The organism is Bradyrhizobium sp. USDA 4449 (assembly GCF_054056275.1).
In genome coordinates, this window is sequence record NZ_JBSRYD010000001.1 from 3,765,077 (window position 1) to 3,787,401 (window position 22,325).

Sequence of the window (22,325 nt, forward strand, 5' to 3'; positions counted from 1 at the left end):
AAGGAAATTGGCCATCTTGGCCTACTCGATGGAGAAACAGTGCAGGAGTGGCCTGCCGCGATGCTTGATTTTTAAAACTAAGGTACGCCCACCAAAACTGAATCATAGGTTAGCTACGACTAGCTTGCTCTCACATTCCTGTCTTCACGAGAGAACTGCCGGCTCACGGACAGAATGGAGCTTCGGCTTAAATCCAACTCGCGCATTTTTGTAATCTATCAAAATCGAGTAGAAAAGAGCCGTTAGCCCACCGATGTTCATTCCGTCCTGAGCGCGCATAAACTCACATTTATCACACATGATCAGAGACAAGCCTTGAACTGCAGGTGTCAATGCCTTGCTGCGTATGGTTAGTAATACCGTTTCTTTGCCGTCAGTTAGCGAAAAGGCAAGGTCAGCGCTCATCCCCTTGCAAGAAGACACCCAAAAATCTGGTATCGTTTCCGGCAATGTTTCGGGCCAATCGCGTTTCCGTAAGTAATTTTCGGGATCGCTTAGAAATACTGGACCCCCTGCGGTGTCGATCATAGCTACGGATGTGTTTTCTCCCTTTCCCGGCCAATCTGTTCTCTGCGCACCTATGACCAAGGATTGCGGTTTGAGCGCCATCCAAGCCAAATTTTGAAGGATCTTTAGCGTCGTCGAGAAGCCGTCCGGTTTTGCCCTGCATAGGGTAAGGTACGATCCAGGTGCAACCCGCAGCTTACCGCCTGAGGCAAGAACTTGATCGACGGGAGCATAGTCGATCTGAACGTAGTCTGCCCCGTATGAAAGCGGGGATCGCAGTTCATGCGAATCTCCGGCTGACCAAGGGTCTACACAGCCAATCCCAAAATTTGCTGTGTACTCCCCACAGTCATTCACGTCAGTGCAGGCGTAAAATGTGCAAGAGGATATCGTATGCGTGCCTCCCGCGCGCGGTAGCACAATTGGGCCTGTGACAATATTTGCTGGCGCGCCCCATGGTTCTCTGACATCTTCAGCTTCGATTTTGTAACTCTTTTTGAAATTGGGTAGTCGCTGGATCTCGTCAAATCGAGGCAAAATGAGAGTCGAGTTTCCAGAATCTACAAGCAGCTTGATATTGGGATGCCCGCCGCCCGCCAATCCCACGTGTACGTACGCGTCGAAGTTTCCATCCTTAGAGACGCTGTCAATCGGAATGCGAATATCTGCATCCGTGGCTATCGCTATCTCAGATGTCGCTTGACGCTTCTCAACTAGCAGCGTCAAAAAGCTCGAGACGGACTCAATCTCAGATCGATCTATCATAAGTGGCGGATGGAGCCTTGGGCCCGAACGGCTCATGCGTGTCTCCTCCCTATTTTAATGCGTCCGATACTCGCCCGCACCATGCACAAACGTACCACTTCGTGGGATGCGAAACTATCACAAGCCAGTAGGGATGCTGTGGGGCGGACATGGCCCCACGACCTTGAGTGACCACGCAGCCGCACTCTCCGCTGGCCCAGTGCGACCAAACGCTTGAGATACACGATACAGGCCAATCCGCAGCAAAAAAGCTGAGCAGAAGTCGCCGGCAATCAAAGTTTCCGAGTACTAGAAACGGGCAAGCCGCTCTGCCGCAAAGAATGTTTGAGCGCTATCAAAATGAGGAAACTCGCGTCATTGGCTGCCGCAGGGTGCGATGTAGAACTGGGCGCAGTTGCTGTTGGCGTCGCAATAGCAGACGGCGAGCGTATTGTGAGCGGGGCTCTGACGCGCCGCCCCCTATTCGCTTGATTTCCCAGGCCACCGCCGAAGCTCGAGCCTTCGGCACACGGGAAAGCGATCTTCGCCAGCACCTCTCAAGCAGCACCTCACCACGGAGTTGGGATACCACGCGATTGCGCTGCTTGAGCCTGAAATGGAAGTACAACTCGGACGTGGTTTACAGCGCGACGAGACAGATTGCGTGCGACTACCTCCCAGACCCCGTGCTTCGTCCATTTCGTCGAGCACGAACCAGAACGGACGGACCACGTTGAGTCACTCTTAAAGTGAAAACTTATATACTATTCTCGCTGAAGAAGCAGGGCTACGCTTCAATCGCATTTGTAGCTGTGACTTTTCCACCGAACCGCCTTTCTCTGTGTTGCAGAAGCTGGCGAAAGAGAGTTTTCGTATACGAGCCCCCTTATCCGGCTGCGCTGCAGGGCAGCGCCTGCGAGGGTCTGCTACTGTTTCCGCTCGCGCGGCTGGTCGGGGTGCACGACGTCCACTACGCGAATGTGGTCGTCCTTGGGCATCGGCCTGTTCGCGCCGCCGTTCGGACTTGTACGCGGTCTGTGCCATCAGCCGCATCAACCGGGATATGGGCATGAGGCCGATCGTGGGCTACATCATCGCGCTTCTGATCGGCACCCTGATCGTAGCAGCCGTGCCGTGGCTCTCGATCGGCTTCCTTTGACAAGCTCGGCGGGAGCCTCACGGAAGGCGAGCTTCCTGCTCAGGCGAATTTCGGCATATACAGCGGCAGACAGTCCCGGGCATGTTAGCCGACCGGATAAACCAATCTCGACAGCTTATCGACAGCTGAGCTTCCTAGTATGCGAACGTCTCGATCTAGCCGATAGAGCCGCCTTCTTGGCTGAGGCAAACATGTCATGAAGTTCAATGAACACAGAACGGGCCCAGCCTCGCGCTGGCATAGCTTCCGAATCCGAAAGCACCGAGCCAACGTCGGGGTCCGCTGGACGGTCCCCCTCATGCCTGCCGCAGTGGGCGTCAGTCCTGGCCCGATGGGCCACAGGAGCGGCGGCCGCCGACCTCGTCTCGTCCCAGGACCGCGTCCTAGCGAGCTGGGCAGTGGAAGATGGGCAGGGCGAAGACGAGAATCGGCAACAGGCGGTCATCCGGACGAGGGCATGGCGGGACGAGGGCAATGTCAGAGACGAGCTGAATTTGTCGTCATTGTCCCTGACCGCTTTGCCAGCCTCACTCCTGCCCACGCTCCGCACCCTCAACGTCATCGGTAACCAATTGAGCAGCCTGCCGAGCCAGCTTCCGGGCGGACTCCGGGACCTATACGCCTCTGACAACCGTCTGACTGGTCTGCCCGCCCTCCCGAGCAGGCTGAGGCACCTCCAGCTGATGGCTAACGAGTTGGCCAGCCTGCCGGCAGAGCTCCCATCCAGGCTCCGCAGCTTGACCGTCGATGGTAACCAGCTGACCGATCTGCCCGCCCTTCCGGCAACGATTGAGGAGTTTTCCGCCAGCAATAATCAGCTGATCAGTCTGCCCGACCTTCCAGCTAGGCTCCGCCGCCTCGACGTCAGCGAAAATCAGCTGACGAGCCTGCCCGATCTTCCAGCCAGATTGCGCTACTTGGACGCAAGCGACAACCAATTGACAAGCCTGCCCGAAATCCCGGCCAGACTTGGATATCTGGATGTCAGCGAAAACCGGCTGACGAATTTGCCCGAGACGCTCCCGGGCGGGCTTGAAATGCTCGGCGCCAGGAACAACCAGCTGACGAGCCTGCCCCTCGACCTTAATGACGCAGCTCGGCAGCGCGTACAGCATCGACCTACGGTCGAATCCGATACCGGCCCCGGTGCTGGCCGATTTGGCGTCAGCCACGCGTGGCGCGCATTATACCGGCCCGCAGGTTTTACTTTCTATGCCGCTACAACCGCTGGAACATCAGCCGCGGCTTCTGCACGAGGTTGTCGCGGATTGGCTCGCGGACGAGCCCGGCGCAGTGGATGCATGGCAGGGCTTCGCCGAAGAGCCAGGTGCGCAGGACTTCGCTCTCTTTCTTGAAAGGCTCGCGGGCACGGTGAACTATGGTCATCAGGCGTTCCGCGACCGGGTGGCCGAGAATCTGCTGCAGGCCGCATTGAGGCCACAGCTGCGCGAGCAGTATTTCGAGCTGGCCAATGGAGCGACTGCGTCCTGCGAGGACCGCATCACTTTGACCTGGAATGGCATGCAGACCGCACGCGTGAACGCTGATGTCAAGGACGGGCTTTATGACAATCGGCTCGACAAGCTGATCCAACATGGCCGTGTCATGTTTCGCTTGGAGGCGCTTGACGACATCGCGCGCGAGACGGTCAACTCGCTCCGTCGTACCGACCCGGAGGCCAATATCGACGAGATCGAGGTCTATCTTGCCTATCAGACCCAGCTACGGGATCGACTGGAACTGCGCCACATCGCCCCGGATATGCGCTTCTTGAATCTCGCTGACGTCACGGCGGACGACGTTGCTAGGGCTGAGACGTCGGTGCGGGAACTGGAAGCGACGGGTTTCGAGGATTTTCTAGCAACGCGCTGGGAGCCCTGGGATACGGTGGTGAGGCGGATCGCCCCCGATGATCATGTCGCGATGCGGGACCGGCTTGCCGATGCGATGGAAGATGAGTTTCCGACGCGCTTGAACGAGCGGCTCGCGGAGCATGGCCTGACAAATGATGTCGATGCCCGGAGGGTGGTCGGAGCTCAGATCCTCAGCGAAATCGCACGTGAGATCAAAGGCGAGCTGATGCACAAAGTTCTGCGGCAGCACGGCCTCGAGCCCTGATCGTGCGATACCCGCCCCAATCATGCACACGCGGCGTCGCCTTCTTAGAACTGATGGACGGCGGCATCGGCGTCGTAGACGGGCACGCCGGTCTCCGCGGACAATTTCGCGTTGCGGCGGCGACTAGAGCCGCCGGAAAGGGCGTCGGGCGTGAGCCAGATTTTAAGAGCCCTCGGCCTCTGACGCGGGCGCCTCTAGGTGCCAGGCCTGCTCGCGGAAACGGGAAAGTACAGTCCTCCAGCAGACTCTACTTGCGGTGAACCGATCCAGCCAGACTAACGGTCTCCCGCGCGCCAGTCCGCGCCATGAAGCCGCGTCATCTCGCGATGAGCGCGTCTGATGAGGGCACGTTCGAAGCAACGGCCGGCAGCGAACGACGCGCCGAGCGCGAGGATGCAGCCGAAATAGCTGTTCACCAGATCCCAGGTAGCGTTACCGGCAGCAACCGCGAGGAAAGTACCTGCAATGACTATATTGCGAATGCGTCCGACCATCTTGGTCCCGGGCAAAATACGAATTTCAAGCTTAGCACGGCAGCTATGGCGATAATCAGCGCAAAGCAGCTATCGCCTGCCGTCTTTCTGCTTAATGGGTCTTATGATGAGCCAAGGTCCACTTGCGAACAGCTCGCCCAGCGGCAGGGTCGTGGCCGACAGGCAGCGACGAAGCTCATTGAGCACGAGCCGTGCCGAGCGCGCTCGGAATAGGCATTCCGTCAAATTTCGAGACGACAAGACTTATCCTGACTGGAATGGAGGTCTGATCTTTGCGCTGAAGCCACCATTCGATCGCGACGTGACCTGACCTCATCACAACCTCGTTGGTCTCTTCGAACATCCGCTATGGAAGGCGACCGGTGCTGCGATGCGGATTGCCGAGAAGAAGGCATGACCGCATTGGTCGTAGCAGCGCCGATGCGTCGCCGATCCTTTAGTTTGGGTAACAAGTTTCGCCGATCCCTTGCTTCCTTGCCGCGAATCCTGACACGCGCCCCGCTCGGGAGCCACATCAGCAACAAGTATGCTGCAAAGCTCACCTGCCCCTATTCCGGTTGCGATCGTCAGGCGGACGGCGATTGAAGCGGACTGGGACGAGATGGGTGTCGCTCTTCCGGAGCTTGCCAGGCTTGACAAAGCGTTGCGAGCCTCAGAATGCGAGAGGCAACGAGATACTTCTGCAACTCGCGCGTCTCGGTCGCAGACGGGGCGGCGGCAGGTTGGAGTGCGCGCCGCCGGATGACAGCAGGCAATTGCGGGGAAAACAGGATCTTCGTGCGAGCTCTGATGTAGATAACACGTCTACTATTCTTTCGGTCATAGACAGACACATCAGCAAGCTGCTCAAGGCCGCCAGCGAAAGGGATAGCATCTCGATGTACGAGCCTGCCCCCGTTTCCAGAAGGCTAGGTTTAAGTCCTGGAAGGTATCCGTCCTCGTAGAGACCACGGATCCACCCCGCTGAACGACAATCGAGGGCTCGCTATCGAATACGAAGGAGACCTTCAGGTCGTCTGCCGGTAGCATGCTTTCCAGAGGCTCTATAGAGGTGTCCATTGCGGCAAGCTCGGCATGCTCCGCATCCTTCAATGTGTGAGCCAATAATCTCAAAGCATCATGCGTGTGATGCTGCCTACCTTCTGTTATGCTACAGATCTTCTCGAGCCCCTCTCGCGATCGATATGAATGGCCAGGCGTGACTGGCCCGACAACAGCTCGAGGATCGACTGAGGACTCTCAGTTCGTCGGCACCAACAGCGCGCCACCCGTTCGATTCATGAGCGATGCTCGAAAAAACGTAGTCAATGAGTGAACTGGCGAAGCGAAATTTAAGCTCAACATCGCGGCTAGGAATGGCCAGCTGTCGTAGGTCGTAAGATAATCGACCACCGGGGTGCTCAAAAGTGGTGCCGCGCCAAACGAGCTTCAATCGTTGAGGTTGTCCAGTGACAAGCCGAAATTTAGACTTACAGACTCGGCGTTGAAAGACGCCGACGAGCGACGGTGTTCGTCCGATCGTCGTGTGTGTTTGGCAGGACATAACGGACCTGGTTCGCATGCGCGAAGAGCGGCTGATTCTTGCGAAAAGATTTGACAGCGATGTATCGCGAGTGGTCGACGTTGTGGCGAGCTCGATGCAGGACATGCAAGCGGTCGCGTCGGAAATGACGGCTTCGACGGGAGATGTCTGTCTTCGCACTGAAGCGTGACAGCAATAGTGAAAAAGACCGAAGAACACTCGACCGCAGTCTCTTCGGCCGCTCAGGACTTCTCGGCCTCGATTTCAGAGATCAGCCGACAAGTGTCCAGCGCCGCGAATATCTCGCAAACTGCGCGCGGCAAGACCGCACATGCTGAAACAACATTAGGTGAGCTCGTTGCGTCGGTGACAAAGATCAGCAGCGTCGTCCAGATGATCGAAGGTATAGCCTCGCAAACCAATTTGCTGGCGCTCAACGCAACCATCGACAGCACGGGCTGGCGAAGCGGGGCGAGGCTTTGCAGTGGTGGCGGGAGAAGTGAAGAATCTTGCTGCGCAGGCAGCCAAAGCGACCAGCGAGGTTGATGCTCAGATTGTTGCCATTCAACAGAGGACGGCACAGGCGACCGCTGCGATGGGTGATATCGCCGACATCATCGAAAAAGTACAAGAGATATCGAGCGGCATCTCGGCGGCAATTGAAGAGCAATCGATTGTGAAGAACGACATCTCAAGAAGCATCACCAGCATCAGTGTTGATATGCGCGAAGCGTCCAGAGATATTGACCAGTTAAATGACGCCTCGCGCACCTCTGGCTCGTCGGCGGACCAAGCCATTGGAAAGGCGAGACATTTGAGCAAAAGTATCTCTTCATTACAGGGGCAGGTCAGCGACTTCTTGGCTCACATGCAGGCGTAGTGCGGCGCTTCCGGTCCAAGCGCAAGTCAGGAAACAATGCGCCATGAACGTCTGCACTCAAACTTTCTCGGGTCGGGCGCGTGGAGCGATGAGCCTCGGAAGTCAAAGTGTGCCGGTTCGTAGGCGAGGTCAGCAGCTGGCTGAAAGGGGGACCAACCAATGCTGTTACGAGGAGTCTATCGACGCGAATAAGAGGCCGCCACCCCAAAAACTAAGTACCCGTAGTTGCCGGAACGTTCCCATAGACGAACAGCGCAAGCAGCGACCGACCAACGCCGTTACACATGAAGGGGCGCCTGCTCAACGGGCTCTGAGGCTAGAATTCGAGCACGCTATTCGCCTTGAAGATGACTGCCTCGAAGAGCACACGTCGGCTATCCAAAGTCACCGGGCAGGTATCCTGCGGAGCACGGTGCCATTTGTACTATCCTAGTCATCAGCGATCTGCTACGCCCTCGGCATGATCGGGACGGTTCCATGAAAGACATCCTTGTCCACCTTGAGAGGCTCCGGGCGAACATCGCCAACTGCGAGGAGCTTAGACGATCGGCTAAGAGCGACATCAAGCGAAATGTCTTTCGCCGCGCGGCGGCGCACTACAAGGTTTTAGCCGGCGAGCTGGAGTGTGCATTAGCCGAAATGCAGACCAAAGAGGCTGGCGAGTAACGCCGCCTCAGTTGGCTGGCATGAATTGCACACCGGCTCCACCCTAACTTAGATTTCGAGCATGGGCAAAGAGCTAGCTCGGGGGCGAGAATCTTCCACAGTCGGCGTCGCCGCGATGCTCCTGTTCGGCCTTTGGTCCATCTCAAGTAGCGCGCGTCGGACGAGTGCTGCTTGTCTCGGGCAGGAACACCGAGTGGCGTGATGAGGCAGCCCTGGATAGTGTACGCATTGGCACGGGGCTGACCACCGTCGGCCTCGCAACCCTGCCGATGGCCCTTGGGTGAAGCCGCCCTAAGCCGAAAAAAGCCCCAGCATCACCAAGGGGAAGTGAGCTGGGGCAAGGCACCTTCTAGCCCAGCATCACGAACTGGGCTACCGGGAAAACTACGTAAGTCCTGCACTGTTCCCTGAGCCCTGTTGCTAGTCCTTCGGCATCCGCAGCCACAGCTCGACTTTTAACCAAACGATTGACGTCCAGATTAGCTCAGCGCGCGGCGGCGCGGCTATCGACAAGTACAACCCCCCGTTTATGACCTGTCATTTTTGACAGGTACGGCGCATCCTTAGATAGCGCACGATGACCTCATAGACGAGGGCCGTGGCCATGCAGCGTTACTACTTCCCGATACTCCACAATGGCGAGGCACAGCCGGGCGAGATGGGAGAGCTATTTGGCTCGGCTGATCTCGCGCTGAAATACGGCGCTCGTGTCGCTCAGGATATTGGGAGCGATCCGGAGTTCGACCCCGTTAGCGGCACGGTCGTGTTGGTTTTGGACGAGAGGGGTGCTGAGATCGGGCGGCAGGTGGTGATGCAATCTATCACACTGAAACAGTGGACCCGCCGAAGAGTCTCAAGAAGCCATAACTAAAATTATAGATCTGCGGAGCGGGAATGGCTAAAGCGTATGCCGCTCGGAATTCTGGCTGACGGGAGAGTTTGATCTCAACTGGCGAGCATACGGTCGCTACGGCAATAAACAGGCGAGCAGGCGGGCCTACGGAGATATCGCGAGCCCCGACGTCGACCACATCGCAAGCCGAGCTGCTGCGAGGGCCGCAAGTGCAAAGCCAGGACGGCGCCGGATGCCTCTAGAAAAGTGGCTGGAGCAGGAGCGATACGACGAAGCTGACCGCAGCGTGCAGAAGTTGCGCCGACCAGCACCGGTGGCGACGAAGCGGACGATGAGGAGGAAGTCGACCTGCGCAGGAAACACGTGCCAGATCACTTCGCTATCGCTGAAGGCGATCGTTGACAGCGCTGTCGTTGCGCGGGGGATGATCGTTGGTTAGAACTACAGACCGACCAGCGAGGCGTTGCGGTCCTTCTAGAGAGGACACGGCGCCTCACTTCAAAAGGTGGGCCAAGCGCAGTTCGGACGGCTCACTACCGCTTGTGGCGTAGACGAGGTGAATGACTCCTCAGATCTGCACGGGAAGTCATTCATCATGGTCCGGGACACATTTGCCGCCGTTGCCTAAAGGTACAGGCAGTTCTGACCGGGCTCCTTTCCTTCCGGCCTATTGCCGCAGCTAAGCGCTTGATCCCCTTAGCTATGGGGCCGATTTCCAGGGGGGGCGTGGAGGCCACCGCAATCTCTCCGACGATGGCCGCCACGTACCGGGCCCACAATCGCGCGCGCGAAGCCGCAGATTTTCAGATTAGTTTCCCCCTGTGTGCAGCCGGCAACGGCCACACCAAGACCGCTGAAGCGGCAAAAACGAAGCCCTTCATGGGGTGCACTTCACGTGAATACAGCAAACGACACCTCAAGGGACCAAGCGCGTCACCCTGCCAGGGATCCTCTTCCCCAACGCTCTCAGCAGGGTAGGCCATGCTCTGGAGGGTGAAGGCTGGGTCGTGAAGGGGACCGTCCGGGACGGAGGCCAACCCGCTGCTGACGTTACCGCTGTCCGGCGACAAGACAGGCCCGTTTCGCCAGATCGGACGGTCCGTTTACCGCGCGGCCAAAGCAGGTCCAAGAAGCAGGTGGTGCTGCGCACTCTGCTCAGTTTTGCGAGGCGACCGCCAATCCTGCGATGGAACGAAAGAAAGCTTTACTCCCCACCATGCGCCGACATCTTAGTTCACCTTTAACGGTCGCGCCATGGGCCTCTATGCCAAGTCGAACGCAACCTGAAATTACACTCGATACCCCTCTTCGCCTCGTTGATGCCGTGAAGATCGCGTTTCCTATGGGAGGAATTTCGGTCGCCGGTCTACGTCGCGAGCGCGATCGTAACCGATTGGTCACCGAGAAGATAGCGGGCAAGGAATTTACAACCCTGGCTCATATCCAACGGATGAGAGAGCTATGCCGCGAAGAACCAAGGGAGCCCGACTTCAGCTCAAGGCTGCCCGCCGGAATAAGAGCGGAAAGATCACCCACCAGGCAACCTGGATCATCAGAGACAACGGCCGGGATGTCAGCACAGGCTGCGTTGCAGATGAGATTGCGGCCGCGGAGGAAAAACTAAAGGACTACATAAGCTCTAAACACACGCCGAAGCGACGAATTCGCCACATAGATGATATCGCAGTTGCGGACGTTCTCTCGATCTATTTAGACGCGCAATTGGACAAACTTCGCGAGCGTTTCAGCGTCGATGGCGAGAGCGAAAATGCCATCCCCGATATCCGCAAGTTCAAAAAGCGGATCGAGCGGTTGAACGACTGGTGGGGAGCAAAAATGCTAGGCGAGGTAAACGGGGAGGCGTGTCGCTCGTTTGCCAAGAAGCGCGCCACGAGGGGAGGCGCGCGCCGAGACCTTGAAGACCTCCGCGCAGCCATTGGTCACCACGCGGCCGAAGGATATCATCGGGAAATCGTCAAGATATCGCTGCCACAGAAGGGCCAACCTCGGGACAAGTGGTTGACGCGGAGCGATGCGGCGAAACTGATTTGGACCTGCTGGCGCTATCGCGAAATGCAAAAGGGCTCTCGTCGGCCGACCGACGATGTGAAGGTCCCGACAAGCAAGCGTCCACTGCGCCATCTTGCACGGTTTATTTTATTGGGGATCTACAGCGGAACTCGTGCTGGAGCTATCGCAGCTGCATCTCCCATTCCGGCCATTGGTCGCTCTTACGTCGACTTAGAGCGCGGCCGCTACTACCGCCTGAAGCAGGGCAGCGCGAAAACCAACAAACGGCAGCCAACCGTGCCAATCCCCTTGCGCTTGCTTGCGCACCTGCGGCGCTGGCACCGAGCTAATCCAGAGGCGAAGCATTTCGTGGAGTACAACGGGAAGGCTGTGACCTCGGTGAAGACGGCATTCAAGAGTGCTGTCAGGCTCGCAGGCCTGGCACCGGGAATCTCCCCTCACACTTTGCGGCACACCGCAGCGACTTGGCTTATGCAGCGAGGGGCAGATCCGTGGCAAGCGGCGGGCTATCTCGGAATGTCGCTCGAGGTGCTGCTCAACACTTACGGCCATCACCATCCCGACTATTTGTCGGATGCGGTGGAAAAAATCGCCAGTCGCGATCCGACTGGGGAAAGAAGATCGCACGTTTCTAGTTCAATATCTGGTGCGGTTATTCCGATCCGGCGAAATGACGCCTGATAAGTTACTGAAATATCCGGCAGGCCCTGAATACGTATCTCTATGCAGAATCTCGCCTCTAAATTCCGGAATTGTTCAAATGTGTTAGGCGCGACACGCGCGCGCGGCTCGACAGGAAAGCTCGTTGCGTCTGCGCGAAATGCGGACATGCCATCTATGCTCCGCGCGGAAGGCCGAACCGGCCAGCCCTAGTGGAAACATCACCAGGGTGCCCGCAGCTTTGTCCCTGGTGGACAGGGACGCCGGCCAGCGTCGATATCGTTAGCGTGCAGCAATTTGACGGAGCGCAAGAAAGCCCGCTGCATATTAAAATCAAACATATCGTCGGTGAGTTATTGACCAACGATCCGTGCACGAGTGCAGGAAGCGTCGTAATCGGTGAGTATCTCAACCAACATGAGTCTTGTCTGTCGTCTCTTCACTTCACTCACTTTCGTAAAATGTGCGAGTCTCGACAGAAGGCAATCGCACGCGACGTTAGATTGTAAGGTGCTAGCACACGTGACGGTCGCGTCTGGCTATCCAATCGCCCCGGCTATTGAGACATGGGCATATCTATCCCGCTGTCGCTAAATGCGCTGTTATCGGCCGGCTTGATGCTCGCTGGGAAGAAGTGCCGGTCGCTCATAGTCAAGCAGCCTGGAGCTCAAATTGAGGTGGACCTTCTGATCGAATATGTGAGATCGCAGCTCGCCCGCTTCAAGGCGCCTCGCGAAATCATCTTTACGAACGAATTGCCGTGGACCGCATTGGGCAAACTTCAGTAATTCAAGTTGAAGGAGCTGGATGGCTGCTCGAGCAATCAAACTGCGGCAAGTTGATTGTTTGGCAGGAGACAATTTGCGGCTTTGCCGGGCATATCAGCGATCGCAGCCAACTCGAACCTCGCGACGGCAGTGCAGTTATCTTCTGCAAGCGTGAGTCAATGCCGGCCTGACAAAGAGGGATCTTCGCAGTTGCACTGCATCCACCCTAGGAACGCCACCTGTTCAGCCGGGACTACAAAGGCCGAGGGATAAGCCTAACACGCAGCGGACGTTAGAGGCGACAGGCGGGATGACGGCATTAAGGTCTCAGCTTTCCGACGATATGCTCGCTGCGCCTCGCCGGCATACCTTCAACGCATCGCCCCGTCGAGTAAAGTAAATCAGGCCAAAGACGCCAAAAGGGGCTTGAATCGTACGTAGCGTCAAATTGTACGATCTAGGACAACGACGCCGTGGCGCGCCCGGACGAACTCCGGGTAAGCCGTTAGATCCACTGCTTCGGCACCTCGGGAGGCGCCGCCGAGGAGCGGATGGCTGCCTCACTCGCCGGGCAATCGGCCCAAAGTGCGCGAGAGCAAAGGATGAGGAATGTACTGGACAGCGAAACGATGATCGACATCGCTCAATGTCTACAGACGAGAGACTTCGGCCGATAAACCCTTTGAACCCTTTCTGCAGCAGCGGGTAACTGCGAACTCCCGGGATGTCTGCACGGGAAAATGTCGACATGCATGCGAGTAGCTGGCCGACTTTCGTGGTCCGGCCCCGATGCGCTGAACGCCAACTGAAAATTGTTAGTTCGAGCACTCCTGCCGTTCGCTTTCCGCGCAATTGCCGAGTCTCTCGCTCAAAACCTCGGTACGAACAAACGAAAGATATTCATGACGGAAGCAAAATTGGCGACGCTGCTATCCTCGCTTACCCCGATCGCTCAAGTATTAGACGCTACCCCGACAGGATTACTGCCAGCTCTAGATGAAAGCTATGTGAGGCTACATACGAATGAGAATCCATTTCCGCTGCCACGCGAGGTGATGCGAAGCGCGATTGCAGCGCTAGAGCGGCAATACATTTATCCGGAGCATGACAATGTCGCCTTGAGGGAAGCGGCGGCCGCTGCCTATGGCATCTCTGTGGATCGCGTTATGGCAGGAAATGGATCATCTGAGCTTCTTAGCCTAGTCTATAGAGCCTTTCTTGCTCCGGGTGACAGCGTCGCAATGATGTCGCCGGGGTTTTCGTTTAATCGTCAGCTTGCCAAGCTACAAGGGGCGCAGTTAATTGAGGTCCGCTGCAACGAACATGACTGCCTGCCGATCAATAATCTGCTCTTCGGCCCTGCAAAACATGCCAAGTTCATTCTGCTGGCTAATCCGAACAACCCCACGGGCTCGTTCGTGCCCATTGCTGAGATCGAGCGACTCGTAGCGCAATATGACCGGTTGGTCGTCCTGGACGAGGCCTATATTGATTTCGCACCGGAGAACGGGCTGCATCTAGTCGATCGCTATTCGAATGTTCTGGTGTTGCGCACGTTCTCTAAGAGCTACGCGGTCGCGGGAATTCGCATTGGCTTCGCGTTCGGCCATCCCGAGCTGATTGGAAGACTTCGCGCCCTCCAAAATATGTTTAACATGAATGTGGTGGCTCATGCCGTCGGTATGAGTGTCCTTGCCCACCGCAGCGCTTACGACGAGAACCATAAGCATATAAAGAATGAGCGGCAGCGGATTTCGAACGCCCTTTCCGGCTTCGGCTTCTCGATACTGCCCTCACACGCAAATTTTCTGCTTGCCTGTGTCCCTGCCGGTCGGGACGGAAGATGGTGGCAAAGCGCTTTGGAACGTCAGAAGATCCTCGTTGCCACCTTTCCGGATGACGGCCTGGAAGATTGCATTCGCGTTAGCGTCGGCACAAGTGAGCAGATGGAGGCCTTTCTTGGCGCCGTCGGCAAGGTTCGCCGTGCTGCAGATCGCTACACTTGATCATCATTCTACTCGCGTCTGGCACGTGCACGAGAGGTTCTGCGGCGCCTGCTCTTGTCCCTAGCTGAGGCGCCTCGACGTCTACCGGACGAGCGCCTTGAATCATCCCATCGCCGGCGGGCAATCAATACTGGTCTGCATCACAAGCAATAGACCGCGCCTTCTACTCCAATCGTTTGCAAGCACGCGAACCTCAAACTCCTAAGCTGGAGATAATCAAGTGACTAACACCACTGCTTCAAACCCAACTTGCGGCATCTTCGATCATTTTGACGATAGTGGGCGCAACATCACCGAGCAATACGCAGACCGTTTAATGTTGGCCGAGGCCTACGATCGGCTCGGATTCTACGCCTATCATCTGGCCGAGCATCACTGTACCCCCCACGGACGAAGCCCGTCCCCGAACGTGTTTCTGTCCAGCGTCATACAGCGCACCCGCCGGCTTCGCGTCAACCAGTTGGTCATGCTGCTTAATCTGTACCACCCGTTGCGTGCCTTCGAGGAAATCTGCATGTTGGACCACTTGAGTAATGGCAGACTTGAAGTCGGTATTGGTCGTGGTTCACTCCCAATGGAGCTGACCTATTTCGGCGTGAATCCGGATGTGGCTTCTAGTCGCTACGAGGAAGCATCTCAGATCCTTGTCAATGCAATGAATGGCGGCATTCTAAACTATAGGGGCCAGCATTTTGTTTTGGACGATGTTCCCTTAACTCTTGCATCTCATCAGCGTCCGCACCCCCCGACGTGGGTCGCCACAAACCGGCCAGAGTCGGCCGGTTGGGCTGCGGCCAATGGCGCGAACCTTGCCTGTGTCGGACCGTCTTCTGTTGTTCGCAAAGTCACCGACGTATTTCGCGCTCATGGAAACCTTAGGCGCCCGGCCGACGGTGGGGACCTGTTTATTGCTTTGCTCCGCATGATTGTGATCGGACGTTCCCAGGCAGAGGCCTATTTGCTTGCCGCACCTGCTTACGAGCGGTGGCTCGCTAACTTTAAGTTCCTCTACGAAATGAACGACATACCGCTCCCGGCCAACCTTCCTCCGACCTTCGAGGCCGCAATCGCAAGCGAACTGTGCGTCGTAGGAACACGCGCTTCTGTGCGGCAGACCGTTCTTCAACATCTGGAAGAGGCCGGCGCTAATTATCTCCTTTGTCAGCCTGCATTTGGAAATCTGTCAGTCGATGCAGCCATCAATACCGCATCTGCCATCCACTCTGAGTTCATCGCGCCAGGCGGGTGATTGGCGCAGAATCACAGCTTGCGTGTGGTAGGCACAGTCAGAGGTTCCGGGCTTCTAGCGTTTGGCGAGAAACTTCAGTTCACCAGGAACGGGTAGCAGGGTGTCGGCATCAGACTTTGTCAAGCTCGATCTCGCCGTCGAGAACATTGAGCCCTCGAAGAGATAGTAAGACGAAAGCACGCCTTCGCTTGCTCGCGGAATCCTGAGTGCGCCCATCGAATTCCAACGCGCGAGCTACGCATTTGCCGCACCTGTTGAGCCATGCTCGCTTCAACGGCAACTAAGCCAATTCTGGGCACGCCAGGCCATTTTTCATTCCTTCAAACCTGATCCAGGACAATGGCATGGATCTTTTCGGCGTGCCCGACGCCAGCGTCGATCTTATCGGTCTTGACTTGAGCCCTGGGCGATCGCACAGCATCGATTTGGCCGGTACCAAAAGGGCGCGTAGCGCGCTGTCTCGGAATGCCGCTGGAGGTGCTGCTCAACAAGTTGGCCGCCACGTTCCGACTATTTGTGCGATGCCGTCGACAAAATCGCTAAGGCGACCCAGCCAGTGAACGAAAAGCGCACGTATCTGGTGCGGTTTCTGGTGCGGTGATTTCAGTCTGGCGACTTGGTGGCTGATAACTTATTGATTTATTTGGTGGGCCCGGCAGGACTCGAACCTGCAACCAGACCGTTATGAGCGGCCGGCTCTAACCATTGAGCTACAGGCCCCGCCGCGAGACGGCTCGCGGGAATGCGCGGCCGGCAACGGTGCGGGGGTTCGTTTACAGGGATGGAGGCGGGGGTGCAATGCCGGGTTGGGCGGAAGGAGACGCTGGCGGCGTGGTTTACGAATTACCGAATTTTGGGATCGTGCCCTTATGCGCCTGTTTTGCCCGACGAGTCAACCGCTGTCCCCGTGGTTTTGGTTTTCCTGCCGTAAGGCGCTGTAATCGGCCGGCTTTCTACTGTGCATGGGGTTGTTTTCGCGTTTTGGCGGGAGGAGGCCCGCAGGCCCCCGGTCGCGCCGGCGATTGACCGGCGGCCGGCCGCCCGCTCAGTCCACCGAGACCCCGGCGAACTCCACGACCTTGCGCCACTTCTCGGTCTCGTCCGCGACGAGCCTGCCGAACTCGGCCGGCGTCATGGGCCTCGGGATGCCGCCGGTCTCGGCGAGGCGCGCGACCAGCTTCGGGTCCCTCAGCGCTTCGCCGACCGCCTTGTTGAGGATCTCGACGATCTCGCCAGGCGTGCCCTTCGGCGCGGAGATGCCGTAGAACCCGACCGATTCGAAGCCCGGCACGGTCTCGGCGATGGCGGGCACGTCGGGCAGGGCGGGCCAGCGCTGCGGCGAGGTCACGCCGAGCGCGCGGACGCTGCCGCCCTTCGCCTGCTCGAGCGCGGAAGGCAGGTTGTCGAAGATCAGCTGCACCTTGTTGGAGATGATGTCGGGGAAGGCGATCGCCGATCCGCGATAGGGCACGTGCACCATGTCGCACTTGGTCATCGCCTTGAACAGCTCCGCCGACATGTGCACCGAGGTGCCGTTGCCCGACGAGGCGAACGAGATCTTGCCGGGATTGGCCCTGCAGTAGTCGATGAACTCCTGAACTGACTTCACCGGCATCGCGTTGGAGACGACCAGCATGTTGGTGAGCTGCATGATGCTCGCGACCGGCGTGGTGTCGCGCAGGAAGTCGAACGGCAGCTTCTTGTAGAGCGAGGTCGAGATCGCGTTGTTGGGCGCGACGAACAGCAGCGTGTAGCCGTCGGGGGCTGCGTTGATCGCGGCACCGGCCGCGATGTTGCCGCCGGAGCCGGCGCGGTTCTCGACGATGAATTGCTGACCGAGATGGTCCGACAGCCACTGCGCCATGATGCGTGCGACGATGTCGACCGGCCCGCCGGCGGCAAAGCCGATCAGCCAGTGAACGGGGCGGTCGGGGTAGGCGGCGGAGGCCGGAGGGGAGGCGGCGAAAAGACCTGACAGAAAGACCAGCCCGAAAACAGCGCACCGCAAAATTCGCAACATGTCGCCTCCCGTTGTTCTATCGTCGTTGTGGGGATGCTTTCACAAAAACCGCCCGCTGCCTACATCGCCTCTCGTCGATGTTGACGCAGGCGCAGCCGGAACGATCATGAAGTTCGCTTTTCCCATTCTTCTCGGCGCGGCACTGCTCGCGAGCCCCGCCGCCGCTCAAACCGGAGGCAACGCCATTCCGACCACCACGATCAGTTTGGGCACCGCAACGCCGGGCGGCGGCTTCCCGCTTTATGGCAACGCCTTCGCCGAGGTGATGAATGCAGCGGATGGCTCGCTCACCATCGCACCCCGCAACACCAAGGGCAGCAACGAAAACATTCCGCTCCTGGAGAAAGGCGAGCTCGATCTCGCTTTGGTCGCGGGCGAGCCGGCCTATGAGGCCTTTGGCGGCATCGGCCGGGCGAAGGTCGCGCTGAAGATCCTGACGGCCATCTATTCCAATCCCGGCATGTTCGTGGTGCGGGCCGACAGCCCCTACAAGACCATCCACGATCTCGTCGGACAGCCGATCGCGTTCGGCGCCAAAGGTTCGGGCCTGCCGATCCTGGCGCGCTACGTGCTCGACGGTCTCGGCCTGAAGCAGGACGAGGACTTCAAGGCCGTCTATCTCGACCGCGCCGGCGACGGGCCTGCGATGGTCGAGGATGGCCGCGTCGCCGCGCTCTGGGGCGCCGGCATCGGCTGGCCCGGGTTTGCCGCGGTCGCATCGAGCGCGTCAGGCGCGCGCTTCATCGCGCCCGATGCCGACGAGATCACGCGCATCCGTGCCAGGCACGCGTTCCTTAAACCGCTCACCGTGCCGGCCGGCTCCTATCCCAAACAATCCGAGTCGATCGCCTCGCTCGGTTCCTGGAGTTTTGTCCTCACGCGCGAGGATCTGCCCGACGACGTCGCCTATCGTCTCGCCAAGACGCTGCACGGCGTGGAAGCAACCTTCTGCAAGAAGCTGGCGCAGGCCTGCGAGACCACGGCGGCGAACACCGTCGCCGCAGCACCGAGGCCGGAGCTGATTCATCCGGGCGTGATGAAATATTTTCGCGAGATCGGAGTTGTGAAGTAGCGAATGGCCTGTGGTGAGTGGCGAATGGAGCTAGTTGTGGAGCCTCAAGAGGTTGTCCTCAGTCAGACCGAGGCGGCTGATCGGGGTTTGTGACTTTATACCACCATGAGGCCGGTGCCAGTTGTATCGATGCAGCCAGATCGGCAGCTCTTGGGCGCGGCGATTGGAGGTTGGATAGGCTTTGGCATAAGCCCATTCCCGTAGTGCGGTTTGGATGAAGCGCTCTGCCTTGCCATTCGTTCTCGGCGTGTAGGGTTTGGTGCGGATGTGCTTGATGCCCAGGTCGCGGCACGCCTCGCCGAAGGCGTGAGATCGGTAGCAACCGCCATTGTCGGTCATGACGCGCGTGACGGTGACCCCAAGGCCTCCATAATAAGCCACAGCCGCCTTGAGAAAAGACACCGCGCTGTCCACCGTCTCGTCCGGTTTGATCTCCGAGAAAGCGACGCGGGAATGGTCGTCAATGCAGACGTGGACGAACTCCCAGCCGACGCCTCGGCTCCTGTTTGGACCACTTGAATCGCCGGTGATGCGATGACCAACCCGCTCGAAACGCCCCAGCTTTTTGATGTCGATGTGAATGATCTCGCCTGGAGACTCACGCTCATAACGGCGCTCCGGCTCGGCCGGTTCAAGATCGCGGATCCGGTTCAAGCCCAAACGACGAAGCACTCGGCTGACCGTGGCTGGCGACACCTTGACCTCGATTGCGATTTGCTGGCCGGTGTGGCGCTGCCGGCGCAAGGCCTCGATGGCGGTGCACGTGGCCGGCAGGGTTTGGCTCGGCGATGAATGAGGTCGAGACGAGCGGTCGAGCAAGCCAGCCACACCGTTCTCGCGGAAGCGCTTGACCCATTTGGCGACCGTCTTCGGCGTCGTGTTGAAAGGTCAGCCGCGCCGGCCTGGCTCAACCCACCCTCGACCACGCTTCGCACCATCGCCTCTCGACCTTTGGGCGTCAAAGGCGCATTCTTGTGGACGTTCATCTGGTCTCTCCTTGGAACACTGAAGCTTCGCAACCTCAGCTTCCTCGGTTCAGACCAGATGGACAACCTCTTGAGAGACCACAGCTAGTCCTATTCGCCCGCTCCTATTGGCCATTCGCTAACCTCACTTCTTCACCAGTGGGCACGCCGGGTCCGGCGGGCCAAAGGCCTTCTCGCCGGAAATCGTCGCGAGGATCTTGTAATAGTCCCACGGATATTTGCTTTCCCCGGGCGTCTTCACCTGCACCAGCCAAAGGTCGTGCACCATCAGATTGTCGTCGCGCAAGTGACCGTTGCGGGCGAAGAAATCCTCGACCGGCGTCTCGCGCATTTTCGCCGCGACCTTGAGCGGATCGTCGGTGCCGGTGGCCTTGATGGCATTGAGATAGTGCATCACGCTGGAATAGACGCCGGCCTGCCACATCGTCGGCATCTTGTTCGTCTTGGCGAAATAGCGCTTCGACCATTCGCGGGTCTTGTCGTCCATGTCCCAATAGAACGAGGTCGTTAGCAAGAGGCCTTGCGCCGCCTGCAGGCCGAGGCCGTGGATGTCGGTGATCAGCGCGAGCAGCGCCGCCATCTGCTGGCCGCCCTTGAAGACGCCGAATTCCGAGCCGGTCTTGATCTCGTTCATGTTGTTGGGCGGGCCGGCCGCGATGCCGATGATCTTGGCCTTGGAGGCCTGCGCCTGCAGCACGAAGGAGGAGAGGTCGGGCGTCGCCAGCGGCGGCTTCACCGAGCCCAGCACCTTGCCGCCATTGGCGGTGATGACGCTGGAGGCATCGCGCTCCAGCGAATGGCCGAAGGCGTAGTCGTCGGTGATGAAGAACCAACTGTCACCGCCGCGCTTGACCACGGCGTCCGCGGTGCCGACCGCGAGCGCCCGGGTGTCGAACACCCACTGCATCGCATAAGGCGAGCAGAACTTGCCGTGGAAATCGGCGGTACCGGTGGAGTGGGTGATGAACAGCCGCTTCTTCTCGTTGGCGATGTTCTGCACCGCGAGGCCAACGGCCGAGACCGGCACGTCGACGATCAGATCCACCTGGTCGACGTCGTACCAGCGCCGGGCGATCGCGCCGCCGACATCGGCCTTGAGCTGGTGGTCGCCGACCACGATGCTGATCGGCTTGCCGAGCACAGAGCCACCGAAATCGTCGATTGCCATCTGCGCAGCCGTCACCGAACCCTGGCCGGTTGGCGCCGAGGCCGGGCCGTTCATGTCGGTGAGAACGCCAATCTTGACGATGTCGTCGGACACCTGCGCCGACGCCGCACCCGTCAGTAGCGCTGCCGTCAAGGCGGCGGCGACCGGCAGTCCAAATCTCGCTGGATTCACGATTGTCCTCCCCTGATCCGGCGCGTTGGCCGAAAGTTGTCTGTCCCGGGTACGGCCCGGCTGAATTGGTTTCTTTTGCAACTATTTGGGGGTGGGCGTCAATCTCAGCCCGCGAAGCGGATCCGCCCGGCGCGGGAGGGGATCGCAGCCGGCAGGCCCCTCGGCGCGTGCAATCAACGTGCCGGTTGATTGGGCGAAACTTCCCAATGGCCTGCCTCGGCGCGCTGACCCGCGCATCGTGAACTTGCCTTCCGGTCGTGGCTCAAACCAAGCGCCATTGCTTGTTGCCCGCGCGACGGCCACATCCGTCACGAGTGTGGCGCAATCGATGATCATGATCGCGTCGTTTTCAATGGAAACCTGTCATGGCCGTTCGCCGACTGACCGTTGCATTTGCGCTGCTCTGCGGCCTTGCCGGGGGCGTTGCGGCCTCGTTTGCCGAGGAGCGTGCGATTGTCCTGGCCTCGACGACATCGACGCAGGACACTGGCCTGCTCGATTATCTGTTGCCTATTGTCCGCGACAGGACCGGCATCGCGGTGACGGTGATCGCGCGCCGCAGCGACGAGGTGCTCGACGTTGCACGACGAGGCGAGGTCGACGTCGTGTTGATGCATGCCCGGCCACAGGAGGAGAAGTTCGTCGCCGACGGCTTTGGCGCGAAGCGATTCGACGTCATGTACAGCGATTTCGTTTTGGTCGGGCCGAAGAGCGATCCCGCCGGTGTGAAGGGCAAGGACATCGCGACTGCGCTAAAGGCCATCGAGGCCAAGGGGGCACCGTTCGTGACGCGCGGCGATCGGTCCGGCACCCATGCGGCGGAGCTTGCACTCTGGATCGTCGCCGGCATCGATATCGCGAGCGTCAAGGGCGCCTGGTATCGCGAGAGCGGGTACGGCATGACTGCCGCCCTCGACGCGGCTCGCACGGCCAACGCCTATGTGCTCGCGGATCGCGGCAGCTGGATTGCCTATAAGGACCGCGGCGATCTCGACGTCGTCGTCGAGGGCGACAAGCGGCTGCTCAACCAATACGGCGTGATGCTCGTGAATCCGAAAAAATTTCCGAACGTCAGGAAGGAGCTCGGGCAGGCCTTCATTGACTGGCTGATCTCGCCGGAGGGGCAGGCGGCGATCGCCAACTACAAGGTCGACGGGCAGCAGGTGTTCTTTCCGAACGCGGAGAAGCCAGGCGGCTGAAGGACGAGGCACGAGCGGTTGCCAAACTGCGCGATGCGTGGTCCATCATGAGG

General features: G+C 58.8%; 15 protein-coding genes, 1 tRNA gene and 3 pseudogenes. 12 read left to right on the plus strand and 7 right to left on the minus strand.

Going from position 1 to position 22,325, the window contains the following annotated elements; all coding sequences use genetic code 11:
- Window positions 1-144: 144 nt before the first annotated feature.
- The gene (locus tag ACVIIW_RS17495) at window positions 145-1,308 is read right to left on the minus strand and encodes a hypothetical protein (protein ID WP_456701850.1); all 1,164 of its coding nucleotides are present in this window, start codon (window positions 1,306-1,308) and stop codon (window positions 145-147) included.
- 863 nt (window positions 1,309-2,171) lie between these two features.
- Between ACVIIW_RS17495 and ACVIIW_RS17500 the strand changes: the two are divergent.
- Window positions 2,172-2,410, plus strand: a pseudogene (locus ACVIIW_RS17500) (TRAP transporter large permease subunit); the annotation flags it as partial.
- Window positions 2,411-3,024: 614 nt separating this feature from the next.
- Here the strand turns inward: ACVIIW_RS17500 and ACVIIW_RS17505 are convergent.
- On the minus strand, window positions 3,025-3,525 hold the full coding sequence (locus ACVIIW_RS17505) for a hypothetical protein (protein WP_456701851.1): 501 nt from the start codon (window positions 3,523-3,525) through the stop codon (window positions 3,025-3,027).
- Between ACVIIW_RS17505 and ACVIIW_RS17510 the strand changes: the two genes are divergently transcribed.
- A complete protein-coding gene (locus ACVIIW_RS17510) occupies window positions 3,497-4,528 on the plus strand; it encodes an NEL-type E3 ubiquitin ligase domain-containing protein (protein WP_456701852.1) in 1,032 nt (343 codons plus the stop codon). The two genes, ACVIIW_RS17505 and ACVIIW_RS17510, sit on opposite strands and share 29 nt — an antisense overlap.
- A gap of 275 nt (window positions 4,529-4,803) precedes the next feature.
- Here ACVIIW_RS17510 and ACVIIW_RS17515 read toward each other — a convergent pair whose 3' ends face one another.
- The gene (locus ACVIIW_RS17515) at window positions 4,804-5,022 is read right to left on the minus strand and encodes a hypothetical protein (protein ID WP_456701853.1); all 219 of its coding nucleotides are present in this window, start codon (window positions 5,020-5,022) and stop codon (window positions 4,804-4,806) included.
- A gap of 1,804 nt (window positions 5,023-6,826) precedes the next feature.
- On the opposite strand from ACVIIW_RS17515, the pseudogene ACVIIW_RS17520 reads away from it, so the two are divergent.
- The 8 genes and pseudogenes from ACVIIW_RS17520 (at window position 6,827) to ACVIIW_RS17555 (ending at window position 15,656) form a co-directional block, all read left to right on the plus strand.
- Window positions 6,827-7,424: pseudogene (locus ACVIIW_RS17520) on the plus strand (methyl-accepting chemotaxis protein).
- Between the two features lie 477 nt (window positions 7,425-7,901).
- A complete protein-coding gene (locus ACVIIW_RS17525) occupies window positions 7,902-8,090 on the plus strand; it encodes a hypothetical protein (protein ID WP_456701854.1) in 189 nt (62 codons plus the stop codon).
- 604 nt (window positions 8,091-8,694) lie between these two features.
- Window positions 8,695-8,961, plus strand: coding sequence for a DUF6894 family protein (locus tag ACVIIW_RS17530; protein ID WP_456701855.1), 267 nt, complete (start codon window positions 8,695-8,697; stop codon window positions 8,959-8,961).
- Window positions 8,962-10,404: 1,443 nt separating this feature from the next.
- Complete coding sequence (locus tag ACVIIW_RS17535) at window positions 10,405-11,655, plus strand: tyrosine-type recombinase/integrase (protein WP_456701856.1); 1,251 nt, start codon at window positions 10,405-10,407, stop codon at window positions 11,653-11,655.
- Window positions 11,656-12,251: 596 nt separating this feature from the next.
- Window positions 12,252-12,422, plus strand: a complete 171-nt coding sequence (locus ACVIIW_RS17540; protein WP_456705186.1) for an AMP-binding enzyme — start codon at window positions 12,252-12,254, stop codon at window positions 12,420-12,422.
- On the plus strand, window positions 12,395-12,592 hold the full coding sequence (locus tag ACVIIW_RS17545) for a hypothetical protein (RefSeq protein ID WP_456705365.1): 198 nt from the start codon (window positions 12,395-12,397) through the stop codon (window positions 12,590-12,592). Before ACVIIW_RS17540 ends, ACVIIW_RS17545 begins: the two co-directional genes overlap by 28 nt.
- A gap of 711 nt (window positions 12,593-13,303) precedes the next feature.
- Complete coding sequence (hisC, locus tag ACVIIW_RS17550; protein ID WP_456701857.1) at window positions 13,304-14,407, plus strand: histidinol-phosphate transaminase; 1,104 nt, start codon at window positions 13,304-13,306, stop codon at window positions 14,405-14,407.
- A gap of 220 nt (window positions 14,408-14,627) precedes the next feature.
- A complete protein-coding gene (locus tag ACVIIW_RS17555) occupies window positions 14,628-15,656 on the plus strand; it encodes an LLM class flavin-dependent oxidoreductase (protein ID WP_456701858.1) in 1,029 nt (342 codons plus the stop codon).
- Between the two features lie 644 nt (window positions 15,657-16,300).
- Here ACVIIW_RS17555 and ACVIIW_RS17560 read toward each other — a convergent pair.
- Window positions 16,301-16,376, minus strand: a tRNA-Ile gene (locus ACVIIW_RS17560).
- Window positions 16,377-16,701: 325 nt separating this feature from the next.
- Complete coding sequence (locus ACVIIW_RS17565) at window positions 16,702-17,676, minus strand: Bug family tripartite tricarboxylate transporter substrate binding protein (protein WP_456701859.1); 975 nt, start codon at window positions 17,674-17,676, stop codon at window positions 16,702-16,704.
- A gap of 106 nt (window positions 17,677-17,782) precedes the next feature.
- Between ACVIIW_RS17565 and ACVIIW_RS17570 the strand changes: the two genes are divergently transcribed.
- Complete coding sequence (locus ACVIIW_RS17570; RefSeq protein ID WP_456701860.1) at window positions 17,783-18,748, plus strand: TAXI family TRAP transporter solute-binding subunit; 966 nt, start codon at window positions 17,783-17,785, stop codon at window positions 18,746-18,748.
- Between the two features lie 30 nt (window positions 18,749-18,778).
- Here ACVIIW_RS17570 and ACVIIW_RS17575 read toward each other — a convergent pair.
- Together ACVIIW_RS17575 and ACVIIW_RS17580 are read right to left on the minus strand one after the other, a co-directional pair.
- Window positions 18,779-19,734, minus strand: a pseudogene (locus tag ACVIIW_RS17575) (IS481 family transposase).
- A 124-nt stretch (window positions 19,735-19,858) separates the two neighbouring features.
- Complete coding sequence (locus ACVIIW_RS17580) at window positions 19,859-21,073, minus strand: ABC transporter substrate-binding protein (protein ID WP_456701861.1); 1,215 nt, start codon at window positions 21,071-21,073, stop codon at window positions 19,859-19,861.
- 365 nt (window positions 21,074-21,438) lie between these two features.
- Between ACVIIW_RS17580 and ACVIIW_RS17585 the strand changes: the two genes are divergently transcribed.
- Window positions 21,439-22,272, plus strand: a complete 834-nt coding sequence (locus ACVIIW_RS17585; protein WP_456701862.1) for a substrate-binding domain-containing protein — start codon at window positions 21,439-21,441, stop codon at window positions 22,270-22,272.
- Window positions 22,273-22,325 lie beyond the last annotated feature (53 nt).

What these genes read in the sequence shown, in the direction of transcription:
- ACVIIW_RS17495 (WP_456701850.1), bottom strand. Translation starts at nt 1,308, where the DNA reads ATGAGCCGTTCGGGCCCAAGGCTCCATCCGCCACTTATGATAGATCGA.
- ACVIIW_RS17510 (WP_456701852.1), top strand. Translation starts at nt 3,497, where the DNA reads ATGACGCAGCTCGGCAGCGCGTACAGCATCGACCTACGGTCGAATCCG.
- ACVIIW_RS17505 (WP_456701851.1), bottom strand. Translation starts at nt 3,525, where the DNA reads ATGCTGTACGCGCTGCCGAGCTGCGTCATTAAGGTCGAGGGGCAGGCT.
- ACVIIW_RS17515 (WP_456701853.1), bottom strand. Translation starts at nt 5,022, where the DNA reads ATGGTCGGACGCATTCGCAATATAGTCATTGCAGGTACTTTCCTCGCG.
- ACVIIW_RS17525 (WP_456701854.1), top strand. Translation starts at nt 7,902, where the DNA reads ATGAAAGACATCCTTGTCCACCTTGAGAGGCTCCGGGCGAACATCGCC.
- ACVIIW_RS17530 (WP_456701855.1), top strand. Translation starts at nt 8,695, where the DNA reads ATGCAGCGTTACTACTTCCCGATACTCCACAATGGCGAGGCACAGCCG.
- ACVIIW_RS17535 (WP_456701856.1), top strand. Translation starts at nt 10,405, where the DNA reads ATGCCGCGAAGAACCAAGGGAGCCCGACTTCAGCTCAAGGCTGCCCGC.
- ACVIIW_RS17540 (WP_456705186.1), top strand. Translation starts at nt 12,252, where the DNA reads ATGCTCGCTGGGAAGAAGTGCCGGTCGCTCATAGTCAAGCAGCCTGGA.
- hisC (WP_456701857.1), top strand. Translation starts at nt 13,304, where the DNA reads ATGACGGAAGCAAAATTGGCGACGCTGCTATCCTCGCTTACCCCGATC.
- ACVIIW_RS17565 (WP_456701859.1), bottom strand. Translation starts at nt 17,676, where the DNA reads ATGTTGCGAATTTTGCGGTGCGCTGTTTTCGGGCTGGTCTTTCTGTCA.
- ACVIIW_RS17570 (WP_456701860.1), top strand. Translation starts at nt 17,783, where the DNA reads ATGAAGTTCGCTTTTCCCATTCTTCTCGGCGCGGCACTGCTCGCGAGC.
- ACVIIW_RS17585 (WP_456701862.1), top strand. Translation starts at nt 21,439, where the DNA reads ATGGCCGTTCGCCGACTGACCGTTGCATTTGCGCTGCTCTGCGGCCTT.